Annotated in this window: 15 protein-coding genes; 14 read left to right on the top strand and 1 reads right to left on the bottom strand. The window is 58.5% G+C overall.

Going from position 1 to position 11,541, the window contains the following annotated elements:
• Window positions 1-7 precede the first annotated feature (7 nt).
• Together secF and ACL0K2_RS07120 are read left to right on the top strand one after the other, a co-directional pair.
• Window positions 8-916, top strand: a complete 909-nt coding sequence (gene secF, locus ACL0K2_RS07125) for a protein translocase subunit SecF (protein WP_239611695.1) — start codon at window positions 8-10, stop codon at window positions 914-916.
• Between the two features lie 79 nt (window positions 917-995).
• Window positions 996-1,529 carry a glycine zipper 2TM domain-containing protein gene (locus ACL0K2_RS07120; RefSeq protein ID WP_045163154.1) on the top strand — a complete coding sequence of 178 codons (534 nt, stop codon included), beginning with the start codon at window positions 996-998 and terminating at the stop codon, window positions 1,527-1,529.
• 53 nt (window positions 1,530-1,582) lie between these two features.
• On the opposite strand, the gene suhB is transcribed toward ACL0K2_RS07120, so the two are convergent.
• Window positions 1,583-2,398: an inositol-phosphate phosphatase gene (suhB, locus tag ACL0K2_RS07115; protein ID WP_025242617.1), complete on the bottom strand. Its 816-nt coding sequence runs from the start codon at window positions 2,396-2,398 to the stop codon at window positions 1,583-1,585.
• A gap of 150 nt (window positions 2,399-2,548) precedes the next feature.
• Between suhB and trmJ the strand changes: the two genes are divergently transcribed.
• The 12 genes from trmJ (at window position 2,549) to rlmN (ending at window position 11,541) form a co-directional block, all read left to right on the top strand.
• Window positions 2,549-3,325, top strand: coding sequence for a tRNA (cytosine(32)/uridine(32)-2'-O)-methyltransferase TrmJ (gene trmJ, locus ACL0K2_RS07110; protein WP_045163153.1), 777 nt, complete (start codon window positions 2,549-2,551; stop codon window positions 3,323-3,325).
• Complete coding sequence (cysE, locus tag ACL0K2_RS07105; RefSeq protein WP_239611697.1) at window positions 3,325-4,101, top strand: serine O-acetyltransferase; 777 nt, start codon at window positions 3,325-3,327, stop codon at window positions 4,099-4,101. The genes trmJ and cysE overlap by 1 nt, the downstream gene beginning before the upstream one ends.
• A gap of 181 nt (window positions 4,102-4,282) precedes the next feature.
• On the top strand, window positions 4,283-4,774 hold the full coding sequence (gene iscR, locus ACL0K2_RS07100) for a Fe-S cluster assembly transcriptional regulator IscR (RefSeq protein WP_045163151.1): 492 nt from the start codon (window positions 4,283-4,285) through the stop codon (window positions 4,772-4,774).
• Between the two features lie 30 nt (window positions 4,775-4,804).
• Window positions 4,805-6,019, top strand: a complete 1,215-nt coding sequence (locus ACL0K2_RS07095) for an IscS subfamily cysteine desulfurase (RefSeq protein ID WP_045163150.1) — start codon at window positions 4,805-4,807, stop codon at window positions 6,017-6,019.
• A gap of 47 nt (window positions 6,020-6,066) precedes the next feature.
• Window positions 6,067-6,459, top strand: coding sequence for a Fe-S cluster assembly scaffold IscU (gene iscU / locus ACL0K2_RS07090; RefSeq protein ID WP_045163149.1), 393 nt, complete (start codon window positions 6,067-6,069; stop codon window positions 6,457-6,459).
• Between the two features lie 10 nt (window positions 6,460-6,469).
• Window positions 6,470-6,793, top strand: coding sequence for an iron-sulfur cluster assembly protein IscA (gene iscA / locus ACL0K2_RS07085; RefSeq protein ID WP_021209490.1), 324 nt, complete (start codon window positions 6,470-6,472; stop codon window positions 6,791-6,793).
• Between the two features lie 7 nt (window positions 6,794-6,800).
• Window positions 6,801-7,322: a co-chaperone HscB gene (gene hscB / locus ACL0K2_RS07080; RefSeq protein WP_045163148.1), complete on the top strand. Its 522-nt coding sequence runs from the start codon at window positions 6,801-6,803 to the stop codon at window positions 7,320-7,322.
• A gap of 41 nt (window positions 7,323-7,363) precedes the next feature.
• Window positions 7,364-9,226, top strand: coding sequence for a Fe-S protein assembly chaperone HscA (gene hscA / locus ACL0K2_RS07075; protein ID WP_413044114.1), 1,863 nt, complete (start codon window positions 7,364-7,366; stop codon window positions 9,224-9,226).
• A 5-nt stretch (window positions 9,227-9,231) separates the two neighbouring features.
• On the top strand, window positions 9,232-9,570 hold the full coding sequence (fdx, locus tag ACL0K2_RS07070; protein WP_045163286.1) for an ISC system 2Fe-2S type ferredoxin: 339 nt from the start codon (window positions 9,232-9,234) through the stop codon (window positions 9,568-9,570).
• A gap of 14 nt (window positions 9,571-9,584) precedes the next feature.
• The gene (iscX, locus tag ACL0K2_RS07065; protein ID WP_413044113.1) at window positions 9,585-9,782 is read left to right on the top strand and encodes a Fe-S cluster assembly protein IscX; all 198 of its coding nucleotides are present in this window, start codon (window positions 9,585-9,587) and stop codon (window positions 9,780-9,782) included.
• A gap of 158 nt (window positions 9,783-9,940) precedes the next feature.
• On the top strand, window positions 9,941-10,372 hold the full coding sequence (ndk, locus tag ACL0K2_RS07060; protein WP_021209485.1) for a nucleoside-diphosphate kinase: 432 nt from the start codon (window positions 9,941-9,943) through the stop codon (window positions 10,370-10,372).
• Window positions 10,373-10,392: 20 nt separating this feature from the next.
• Complete coding sequence (rlmN, locus tag ACL0K2_RS07055) at window positions 10,393-11,541, top strand: 23S rRNA (adenine(2503)-C(2))-methyltransferase RlmN (protein ID WP_413044112.1); 1,149 nt, start codon at window positions 10,393-10,395, stop codon at window positions 11,539-11,541.

Here is an 11,541-nt window from a genome sequence, read left to right as displayed (position 1 = left end):
TAGCACGATGAAACGCGTAATCAATTTCATGGGCGTGCGTCATGTGGCGTTTGCCCTGACCGTACTGCTCACGCTTGTCTCGCTCGGTAGCTTGGCGGTGAAAGGTTTGAATTTCGGCCTGGACTTTACCGGCGGCACGTTGATCGAGCTGTCCTATGAGCAGCCGGTGCCCTTGGATCAGGTGCGGACGCAGCTCTCCCGGTCTGGCTTCGACGGCGCCGTGGTGCAGAGCTTTGGTGCCACGACCGACGTGTTGGTAAGGATGCCGGGCGACGATCCGATGATGAGCGAGCGCATTGCTGATGCATTGCGTGGTGGTGAAGGCGCCAGTGCCGTCACCGTCAAGCGTGTCGAGTTCGTCGGGCCGGCGGTTGGCGAGGAGCTTCGCGACCAGGGTGGGTTGGGCATGCTGCTCGCCCTCGGTGGCATCCTCGTCTATGTCGCCTTCCGGTTTCAGTGGAAGTTCGGGCTGGGCGCGGTGCTTTCGCTGTTTCACGACGTGGTACTGGTGCTCGGGGTCTTCTCGTTGTTCCAGATCACTTTTGATCTGACTGTTTTGGCGGCGGTGCTTGCGGTAATCGGCTACTCGCTTAACGACACCATCGTGATCTTCGACCGGATTCGTGAGAATTTCCGCGTTCTTCGGAAGGCGGAGCTCTTGGAGAATATCAATATTTCAACCACGCAGACCCTGCTGCGTACGCTGGCCACCTCGGTGTCTACCTTGCTGGCGGTTGGTGCGCTGATGTTCTTCGGTGGGGAAAATCTTTGGGGCTTCTCGTTGGCGTTGCTGATAGGTGTCGGGGCGGGGACCTACTCGTCGGTGTATGTCGCGGGGATGTTGCTGGTGTGGCTGAAGCTTACTCGTGACGATCTGATTCCCCCTGTCGTTGAAGAGGTGGACGAGCTGCCCTGACTTGATTTTTTGAACTTCTGTCCCGCTGCGCTGACTAACGGGCGCAGCGGGCCTGGCCCGTCAGAAGAAGGGAAGTTAAATGAACAAGTCGATGCTGGTAGGTAGTGTTCTGGGTGCTGTAGTCGTCACTGCTGGCGGGGCATTCGCCACCTATTCACTGGTTGATCGAGGGCCGAAGTTCGCCGAAGTGTTGGCCGTTGAGCCTGTCAAGGAAACTATTAAGACGCCGCGTGAGGTTTGCCGAGAGGTATCCGTCACGCGGCAGAAGCCCATCCAGGATAGCAATCGAATTGCCGGGACGGCGGTGGGAGCGGTCGTCGGTGGCTTGCTGGGCAATCAGGTCGGCGGAGGTAATGGGAAGAAGATTGCCACCGTTGTCGGTGCGGTAGGGGGCGGCTATGCCGGTAATCAGGTACAGGGCCGTATGCAGGCGAATGACACCTACACCACTACTGAAACCCGCTGCAATACGGTAACCGACAGCCATGACAAGATCGTTGGTTACGACGTCAAATATGATCTCGGCGGAGAGATCGGTCAGATTCGTATGGATCGGGATCCGGGCAGCAAAATTCCGTTTCGCGACGGCCAATTGGTGCTGACGCAGCAGTGAGCTGACTGTAAAAGAAAAAAACGCCCGTCTGGGCGTTTTTTTTGAGCCGTTTTCTAGCGCTTCAGCGAGGGTGTCAGGTGTGGCTGGATCGCCGTCAGTACGGCCTTGAAACACTTAGTGTTGCCGGCGACGATCTGGCCTTTCTCAAGGAAATCGTGGCTGCCGCTGAAGTCGCTGACCAAGCCACCAGCTTCCTGAATCAGTAGCGCGCCTGCCGCCATGTCCCATTCGGAAAGACCGAATTCCCAGAACGCGTCGTAGCGGCCGGCCGCAACATAGGCGAGATCGAGGCTGGCGGCGCCAGCGCGGCGCAGGCCTGCGGTCTGTCCAACCAGGCTGCGGAACATGTTCAGGTAGCTGTCCATGTTGTCCATCTGGCCGTCGCGGAACGGGAAGCCTGTTCCGAGGAGTGCGCCTTCCAGGCTCTTGCGTGTGCTAACTCGCAGGCGGCGACCGTTGAGTGCGGCGCCTCGACCGCGGCTGGCAGTGAATTCTTCCTGGCGCACCGGGTCGAGGACCACGGCATGCTCGAGGCGACCACGGTATTTGCAAGCGATGCTGACGGCGTAATGCGGGACGCCGCGCAGAAAGTTGGTCGTGCCATCCAGCGGATCGATTACCCAGAGGTAATCCGCGCCATCGCCGCTGCCCTCCAGCAAACCGCCTTCCTCGCCAAGAATGCCGTGGTTCGGATAGGCTTTGCGCAGCGCCGCAACGATGAGCTGCTCTGCGGTGCGGTCGATTTCCGAGACGTAATCGCGCGCGTCCTTTTCGCTAACCGAGATCACGTCCAGGCGCTCGGTGGAACGAACAATCATTTCGCCGGCGCTACGGGCGGCGCGCAGCGCGATATTCAGCATGGGCTGCATCGATCAAATACCTGGTCGTTTAAAGAAAGCCGGCAATTCTATCAGAAAGCTTGGTCGGGTGTTACGTGGTTGGAGCGCATTGGGACAGCAATAGCGGAGGCCTCGGGCGTTCCTGTAAGCTTTCGGTTTGCTTTCCTGTCGAGAACAACAGTGTCGCTTCAGAACATTCGTGTAGTGCTGGTCAATACCAGTCACGCCGGCAATATTGGCGGGGCGGCCAGGGCGATGAAAAATATGGGCTTGTCTCGCCTGGTACTGGTGGACCCCCAGGACTTTCCGAGCCCGAATGCCGTTGCGCGGGCATCGGGTGCGACTGATGTGCTGGACTCAGCGCAGGTGGTCGAGACCCTTGAAGAGGCTTTGGTGGGCTGCAGTCTGGTGTTCGGTACCAGTGCTCGTGATCGGCGCATACCTTGGCCGTTGCTGGATCCGCGCGAAACCGGGTCAGCCTGCGTGGAGCAGGTTCAGAGGGGCGGGGAGGTTGCGTTGGTATTCGGGCGCGAATATGCAGGGCTTACCAATGAAGAGCTGCAGCGTTGCCAATACCATGTCCATATTCCGTCAGATCCCGAGTTCAGCTCATTGAACCTTGCCGCTGCCGTGCAGGTGATTGCCTATGAGGTACGTATGGCATGGCTGGCTGCGAACAATCAGCCAAGCAAGCAGGAGAAACTCGAAACCACCTCGATGCTCGATGTGCAGCCAGTCACCGCAGACGAACTCGAGCATTACTACGGACATCTCGAGCAGACCTTGATTGAGATCGGTTTTCTCGATCCTCAGAAGCCTCGTCATCTCATGCCTCGCCTGCGCAGGCTCTACGGTCGCAGCGGTATCAGCAAGTTGGAAATGAATATCCTGCGCGGAATTCTTACCGAAACCCAGAAAGCCGTCCGCGGCGAACCCCATAAGCGGAGATCTGATTGATGTTCGAACGCATGCGCGAAGATATCCAGAGCGTTTTTCACCGCGATCCGGCAGCGCGTAACGCATTCGAGGTCATTACCTGCTATCCGGGATTGCATGCTGTCTGGTTTCATCGGGTTTCCCATTGGTTGTGGCTGAACGACTGCAAGTGGCTGGCGCGTATGAATTCGAACCTGGCGCGCTGGCTGACGGGGATCGAAATTCATCCAGGCGCGCAGATTGGACGGCGTTTTTTTATCGATCACGGTATGGGTATCGTCATCGGTGAGACTGCCCAAATCGGTGACGACGTGACCCTTTATCATGGGGTCACTCTCGGTGGTACAAGCTGGAACAAGGGCAAGCGGCATCCCACGCTCGAGGACGGTGTGATCGTCGGGGCGGGCGCGAAGATTCTTGGTCCGTTCACTGTGGGGACGGGCGCCAAGGTCGGCTCCAATGCGGTGGTCACGCGGGCGGTTCCGGCCGGTGCGACCGCGGTCGGTATCCCTGGGCGCGTGATCGTCAAGTCGAATGACGAGCAGGAAGCCAAGCGCAAGGCGATCGCCGAGAAGATCGGTTTCGACGCCTATGGGGTGACGGAAGACATGCCCGATCCAGTGGCGCGTGCCATCGGCCAGTTGCTCGATCACGTTCAGGCTGTCGAAGAGCGCATGGAGGGCATGTGCCAAGCGTTGACTGCTCTTGGCAGCGATTACTGTGCAAAGCAAATGCCTGAGTTGCGTGAAGAGGACTTCGCCGAAGTCAAAGACGTGGGTGACGAGCCTCGTCCTTGAAGTGCGATGGACGGGGTGGGCTGCTATCATAGGCGCCTCTCGCTGGCGGGGTGACAGAGCCTCGCCGACCAGCTGCGTTACTTGTACGGCTAAAGTCCGAGTGATTTAATCAGTCTTATAGTTGATCTAAATAGTCGGGTATTGCATACTTGCCCCAAACCATGATGCTTGGTGCGAACCGATGCGATTGACTACCAAAGGCCGTTACGCCGTCACTGCGATGCTCGATCTCGCGCTGCATGCGCAACACGGGCCGGTGTCCCTTGCGGACATTTCCGAGCGGCAAGGCATCTCGCTTTCCTACCTAGAACAGCTATTCGCCAAGTTGCGCCGTGGGAGCTTGGTTACCAGCGTTCGTGGGCCGGGTGGTGGTTATCAGCTTTCCCGCGAGATGGCTGGCATTCAAGTCGCGCAAGTCATCGATGCGGTCAATGAGTCGGTTGATGCCACCCGTTGCCAGGGGCTGGGCGATTGCCACTCGGGCGACACCTGTTTGACCCATCATTTGTGGTGCGATCTGAGCCAACAGATCCATGAATTTCTAAGCGGTATCAGTCTGGCCGACCTGGTGATGCGTCGTGAGGTTCAGGAAGTAGCTCTGCGCCAGGATATGCGACGAGCCAATGGTCAGAATGCACACCTGGATAAGATCGAAGCGTCCGCCGTCGAGTGAGCAGGGCGCCTGCCTGATAGGAGATACCTGATGAAGTTGCCGATTTACCTGGATTACTCCGCTACCACACCGGTCGACCCTCGCGTTGCCGAGAAAATGGTCGAATGCCTGACTGCCGAAGGCAATTTCGGCAACCCGGCATCGCGCTCCCACGCTTTTGGTTGGAAAGCCGAAGAGGCTGTCGAGAATGCCCGACGGCAAGTCGCCGAGCTGGTCAATGCGGACCCTCGCGAAATCGTCTGGACGTCCGGTGCGACCGAGTCGGACAACCTGGCGATCAAGGGTGTCGCGCACTTCTATGCCTCTAAGGGCAAGCACATCGTGACCAGCAAGATCGAGCACAAGGCCGTTTTGGATACGACCCGCCAGCTCGAGCGGGAGGGTTTCGAAGTGACTTACATCGAGCCGGGTGAAGATGGCGTGATCACGCCGGCAATGGTCGAGGCCGCGCTGCGCGACGACACCGTGCTGGTTTCCATCATGCACGTGAACAACGAAATCGGGACGATCAACGATATCGCCGCCATTGGTGAGCTTACCCGTTCGCGCGGCGTGTTGTTCCATGTCGATGCTGCGCAGTCCACCGGCAAGGTCGAGATCGATCTGGAAAGCATGAAGGTCGACCTGATGTCTTTCTCCGCTCACAAGACCTACGGGCCCAAGGGCGTCGGCGCGCTGTATGTACGCCGCAAGCCGCGCGTACGCCTGGAAGCGCAGATGCACGGCGGTGGTCATGAGCGCGGCATGCGCTCGGGTACCCTTGCGCCGCACCAGTCGGTGGGTATGGGGGAGGCGTTTCGCATTGCCAAGGAAGAAATGGCTGCTGAGAGCGAGCGCATCACCAAGCTGCGCGACCGTTTCTTCAAGCGAGTCGAGCACTTGGAAGAGTTGTATGTGAACGGCAGCATGACCTCGCGGGTGCCGCACAATCTGAACCTGAGCTTCAACTATGTTGAAGGCGAGTCGCTGATCATGGCGCTCAAGGACCTCGCGGTGTCTTCCGGTTCGGCCTGTACTTCTGCGTCGCTGGAGCCTTCCTATGTGCTCCGCGCGCTGGGCCGCAACGACGAACTCGCTCACAGCTCGATCCGTTTTACCTTTGGCCGCTTCACCACCGAAGAAGAAGTCGACTACGCCGCGCAGAAAGTAAGCGAGGCGGTTACCAAGTTGCGTGAGCTTTCACCCTTATGGGACATGTTCAAGGATGGCGTCGACATCTCGCAGGTCGAGTGGGCTGCCCACTGACCCGATCCGTCGAGCTCCGCATAGCCTGATTCAAAGAGGATTGCACCATGGCATACAGCGATAAGGTCATTGACCATTACGAAAATCCCCGCAACGTCGGTAAGTTCGACGCTGAGGATCCCACCATCGGCACCGGCATGGTCGGCGCCCCGGCTTGCGGCGATGTAATGCGCTTGCAGATCAAGGTCAACGAACAAGGCATTATCGAAGATGCCAAGTTCAAGACCTATGGTTGTGGCTCGGCCATCGCCTCCAGCTCCCTCGCGACCGAGTGGATGAAGGGTAAGACGCTGGAAGAGGCGGAAACCATCAAGAACACCCAGCTGGCTGAAGAGTTGGCATTGCCGCCAGTGAAGATTCACTGCTCGGTGTTGGCCGAAGACGCCATCAAGGCGGCCGTTCGCGATTATCGTGAGAAGAAAGGGTTACCACAGGCGTAAGGAGGTATCGATGGCTATCAGCATGACGACCGCCGCCGCCAATCACGTACGCCGCTCGCTGGAAGGGCGCGGCAAGGGGCTTGGGGTCCGGTTGGGTGTTCGTACAACCGGTTGCTCAGGTCTGGCCTATGTGCTCGAGTTCGTTGACGAAGCGGCCGCAGAAGATTCGGTATTCGACAGCCACGGCGTGAAGGTCATCATCGATCCCAAAAGCCTGGTTTACCTTGACGGAACGGAGCTCGATTTCGTCCGGGAAGGGCTGAACGAGGGCTTCAAGTTCAATAATCCCAACGTGCGTGGCGAATGCGGCTGCGGCGAGAGCTTCAATATCTGAGGACGCTGTGGGAACTCCCTGTCATTACGCGCTGTTCGAGTTGCAGCCTGCCTTCGATATAGACCTGGACATGCTCTCGTCTCGTTACCGCGAGCTCGCACGCAAAGTCCATCCTGATCGGTTTGCTGATGCTGGTGAAACCGAACAGCGCCATGCCATCGAGCGTTCGGCAAATCTGAACGAGGCCTATCAGACCTTGAAAAGCCCGTCGCGACGGGCCCGCTATCTGCTGACGCTGCAGGGGCGGGAGATGCCGCTGGAGGCTACCGTTCAGGATCCTGCTTTCCTCATGCAGCAGATGCAGTGGCGAGAAGAGCTCGAAGAGCTGCATGACGAAGCGGATATGGCCGGTGTCGCGTCTTTCAAGGTTCGCCTCAAGGCTGCTCAGCTCGACCTCAACGATTCGTTTGCGCGCATATGGCAGGATGAATCACAGCGCGCCGAGGCGGAGCGGCTTGTGCGTCGGATGCAGTTCCTCGATAAGCTCTCCCAGGAAGTGCGCCAGTTAGAAGAGCGCCTCGACGACTAACCACGCGTAGCCCCAGACGCTGCGCCCGATATCAGACAGAAATGGCCTTACTTCAGATAGCTGAACCCGGACAAAGCCCGCAACCTCACCAGCGTCGTCTGGCGGTTGGTATCGATCTGGGCACCACCAACTCACTTGTGGCCGCGTTGCGCAGTGGTGTCACGGCGCCGCTGGCCGATGCCGACGGCGAGGCCATTCTGCCTTCCGCGGTACGTTATTGCGCCGATCGCGTCGAGGTGGGGCGGGCTGCAAAGCGCGCTGCCGCCAGCGATCCGTTGAACACCATCCTCTCGGTCAAGCGCCTGATGGGACGCGGTGTCGGTGATGTGAAGCAATTGGGTGGACAGCTGCCTTATCGCTTCAGCGAAGGGCAATCGCAAATGCCTTTCATCGAGACGGTACAGGGCGCCAAGAGCCCGGTGGAGGTTTCGGCTGAAATCCTTCGCGAACTGCGAGAGCGGGCAGAAGCGGTTCTCGGGGGGGAGCTGGTCGGCGCGGTGATCACGGTGCCTGCATACTTCGACGAGGCGCAGCGGCAAGCGACCAAGGATGCCGCACGACTGGCCAATCTCAACGTGTTGCGTCTGCTCAACGAGCCTACCGCCGCTGCAGTCGCCTATGGTTTGGACCGTGAGGCTGAGGGTGTCGTAGCGATCTATGACCTAGGTGGCGGAACCTTCGACATTTCCATCCTGCGCCTGACCAAGGGTGTTTTCGAGGTGCTGGCTACCGGTGGCGATACCGCGCTTGGTGGTGACGACTTCGATCATGCCATCGCTGGCTGGATACTCGCCCAGGCGGGTGTGTCCGACGATCTCGATCCAGGGGCGCAGCGAGATGTATTGAAAGTTGCCTGTGACGCCAAAGAGCAGCTCAGCGATGCCGAATCCGTAGAGGTGCGCTATGCCGGTTGGCAGGGTCTTCTGACTCGTGCCACCTTCAACGAACTCGTCGACCCAATGATTTCTCGTAGCCTCAAGTCGTGTCGGCGCGCATTGCGCGATTCGTCTGTCGAGCTCGAAGACGTTCATGCGGTGGTCATGGTGGGCGGTTCCACCCGCGTGCCACGCGTCCGTGAGCGGGTCGGCGAAATGTTCGCTCGCGACCCGCTGACCGACATTGACCCTGATCAGGTGGTTGCCATCGGTGCAGCGATCCAGGCCGAGACCCTGGCGGGCAACAACCGGGATGGCGAAGAGCTCCTGCTACTCGACGTAATACCGCTGTCGCTGGGGCTGGAGACCATGGGGGGGTTGATGGAAAAGATCATCCCTCGCAACACCACCATCCCAGTCGCTCGCGCACAGGATTTCACCACCTACAAGGATGGCCAGTCGGCCATGATGATCCACGTATTGCAGGGCGAGCGAGAACTCATCGCCGACTGTCGATCGCTGGCCCGCTTCGAGCTGCGAGGCATTCCCCCAATGGTGGCGGGTGCGGCTAAGATTCGTGTCACCTTTCAGGTTGACGCCGACGGATTGCTCAGCGTGTCTGCCCGTGAGCTGGCGTCCGGCATTGAGTCGAGCATTCAGGTGAAGCCTTCCTACGGGCTGACTGACGGTGAGATCGCTCGCATGCTGGAAGACTCCTTTCACAAGGCCAGCGAAGACAAAACGGCCCGTGCGCTGCGCGAACAGCTAGTCGATGCGCAACGGTTGATTGAAGCGGTCGAGGGCGCTCTGGCGGTGGACGGCGAGCGTTTGCTCAGCGAGGAGGAACGTGTGTCGATCGAGTCGCAGATGCAGGTTCTGCGGGAGCTGCTCGATAGCCAGGACGGTGTGGCGATCGAGCGCCAAGTCAAGCGCCTGAGCCAGATTACCGATGCCTTTGCCGCACGCAGGCTGGATTCCACCGTCAAGGCTGCATTGGCCGGGCGGCGGCTTAACGATATCGAGGAATGACTTAGATGCCGCAGATTGTTTTCCTGCCCCATGCCGACCACTGCCCTGAAGGGGCTGTAGTGGAGGCGCAGCCTGGCGAGACGGTGCTCGATGCCGCGTTGCGAAACGGTATCGATATCGAGCATGCCTGTGAAAAATCCTGTGCTTGCACGACCTGTCACGTGGTGATCCGTGAGGGTTTTGCGTCGCTGGAAGCTTCTGACGAGCTGGAAGATGACATGCTGGATAAGGCATGGGGCCTCGAGCCCAGCTCTCGGTTGTCCTGTCAGGCAGCCGTCGCGGATGTAGATCTGGTGGTCGAGATTCCGAAATACACCATCAACCAGGTCTCCGAAGGTCATTGAGGACGAGGTGAAGCATGGCGCTTAAATGGGGTGATGTGCTGGATATTGCCATTGAACTGGCTGAGCGTAAGCCGGATGTGGATCCTCGTTACGTGAACTTCGTCGAACTGCATCGCTGGGTCGTCGAGTTGCCTGATTTTGCCGACGACCCGCAACGCGGCGGCGAGAAAGTTCTCGAAGCCATCCAGGCCGCCTGGATAGAAGAAGAATAGAGGCCGGTTTCGACATTGCGACATGGGCGTGATGGTTGTCCTGCCCTGCGACTCTGCGCTAAGCGGCTCACAGCCGCTCTTATAATTTCAATCGGGACCCGCGTATAATTCGCGGGTTTACTCGTTTGCTTTAACCCAATCCTTTTCTGGAGTTTCAAATGGCCCTGCAACGCACTTTCTCCATCATCAAGCCTGATGCCGTCGCCAAGAACGTAATCGGCGAGATCACTTCCCGTTTCGAGAAGGCCGGTCTGCGCGTCGTCGCTTCGAAGATGGTCCAATTGTCCGAGCGTGAAGCGGGCGGTTTCTATGCCGAGCACAGCGAGCGTGGGTTCTTCAAGGATCTGGTGGCTTTCATGGTGTCCGGCCCGGTCATCGTTCAGGTGCTGGAAGGCGAAGACGCCATTGCCAAGAACCGTGAGCTGATGGGCGCCACCAATCCGAAAGAAGCCGCTCCGGGCACCATTCGTGCCGATTTCGCCGTTTCCATCGATGAAAACGCCGTTCACGGGTCCGACTCTGAGGCGTCTGCTGCCCGCGAAATCGCCTATTTCTTCTCCGCCACCGAAGTGTGTGCCCGCATTCGCTGATCTGGCGAAGGTGAATCCAGATGACTGTTACGACCGGTAAAGTAAACCTGCTGGGGCTGACCCAGCCTCAGCTGGAAAGCTTCTTCGATTCAATAGGGGAGAAGCGTTTTCGTGCCGGCCAGGTCATGAAATGGATTCACCATTTTGGCGTCGATGATTTCGACGCCATGAGCAACATCGGCAAGGCCCTGCGCGAGAAGCTCAAGGCCTCTGCCGAGATCCGCGGCCCCGAGATCGTTAGCGAAGACATCTCTACCGACGGCACCCGTAAATGGGTAGTCCGTGTGGCTTCGGGGAGCTGCGTGGAAACCGTCTATATTCCCCAGGGTGGACGCGGCACTCTCTGCGTTTCCTCCCAGGCTGGTTGTGCTTTGGATTGCAGTTTCTGCTCGACCGGCAAACAAGGCTTCAACAGCAACCTCACCGCCGCCGAGGTGATCGGTCAGGTGTGGATTGCCAATAAATCGTTCGGCACCATACCGGCGAAGGTCGATCGTGCCATCACCAACGTGGTGATGATGGGTATGGGTGAGCCGCTTCTGAACTTCGACAATGTCGTGGCCGCCATGCAGATCATGATGGACGACCTGGGCTACGGTATTTCCAAACGCAAGGTGACGCTTTCGACATCTGGCGTAGTGCCGATGATCGAGGAGCTCTCCAAGGTAATCGATGTGTCGCTGGCGCTGTCGCTGCACGCACCGAACGATGCATTGCGTGATCAATTGGTACCAATCAACAAGAAATATCCATTGGAAATGCTGCTGGCCGCCTGTCAGCGCTACATCTCCAATCTGGGTGAAAAACGCGTCCTCACCATCGAATACACGCTTTTGCAGGGCATCAACGATCAGCCCGAGCATGCGGAGCAAATGATCGCACTGCTGGCAAAAATTCCTTGCAAGATCAATCTGATCCCATTCAATCCCTTCCCGCATTCCGGATATGAGCGGCCGAGCAACAATGCGATCCGTCGTTTTCAGGACATCCTGCATAAAGCCGGGCACAATGTGACGGTGCGTACCACGCGGGGTGAGGACATTGATGCCGCCTGTGGTCAGTTGGTCGGGCAGGTAATGGATCGAACCCGCCGAAGCGAGCGCTACATTGCGGTGCGCGAGCTGCAATCCGAGCCAGTGACGGCGCCTGTTGTTACGAACCGTTCCTGA

Source organism: Pseudomonas sp. YJ42, from assembly GCF_047225135.1.
Taxonomy (GTDB): Bacteria; Pseudomonadota; Gammaproteobacteria; order Pseudomonadales; family Pseudomonadaceae; genus Stutzerimonas; species Stutzerimonas stutzeri_E.
Note: the sequence above shows the minus strand (reverse complement) of the source record. Positions and strands in the feature narration are given on the sequence as shown.

Bases quoted from the DNA above. Each gene is read 5' to 3' on its own strand.
- secF (WP_239611695.1), top strand. From the start codon at position 8: ATGAAACGCGTAATCAATTTCATGGGCGTGCGTCATGTGGCGTTTGCC.
- ACL0K2_RS07120 (WP_045163154.1), top strand. From the start codon at position 996: ATGAACAAGTCGATGCTGGTAGGTAGTGTTCTGGGTGCTGTAGTCGTC.
- suhB (WP_025242617.1), bottom strand. From the start codon at position 2,398: ATGCAGCCCATGCTGAATATCGCGCTGCGCGCCGCCCGTAGCGCCGGC.
- cysE (WP_239611697.1), top strand. From the start codon at position 3,325: ATGTTCGAACGCATGCGCGAAGATATCCAGAGCGTTTTTCACCGCGAT.
- iscR (WP_045163151.1), top strand. From the start codon at position 4,283: ATGCGATTGACTACCAAAGGCCGTTACGCCGTCACTGCGATGCTCGAT.
- ACL0K2_RS07095 (WP_045163150.1), top strand. From the start codon at position 4,805: ATGAAGTTGCCGATTTACCTGGATTACTCCGCTACCACACCGGTCGAC.
- iscU (WP_045163149.1), top strand. From the start codon at position 6,067: ATGGCATACAGCGATAAGGTCATTGACCATTACGAAAATCCCCGCAAC.
- iscA (WP_021209490.1), top strand. From the start codon at position 6,470: ATGGCTATCAGCATGACGACCGCCGCCGCCAATCACGTACGCCGCTCG.
- hscA (WP_413044114.1), top strand. From the start codon at position 7,364: ATGGCCTTACTTCAGATAGCTGAACCCGGACAAAGCCCGCAACCTCAC.
- fdx (WP_045163286.1), top strand. From the start codon at position 9,232: ATGCCGCAGATTGTTTTCCTGCCCCATGCCGACCACTGCCCTGAAGGG.
- iscX (WP_413044113.1), top strand. From the start codon at position 9,585: ATGGCGCTTAAATGGGGTGATGTGCTGGATATTGCCATTGAACTGGCT.
- ndk (WP_021209485.1), top strand. From the start codon at position 9,941: ATGGCCCTGCAACGCACTTTCTCCATCATCAAGCCTGATGCCGTCGCC.
- rlmN (WP_413044112.1), top strand. From the start codon at position 10,393: ATGACTGTTACGACCGGTAAAGTAAACCTGCTGGGGCTGACCCAGCCT.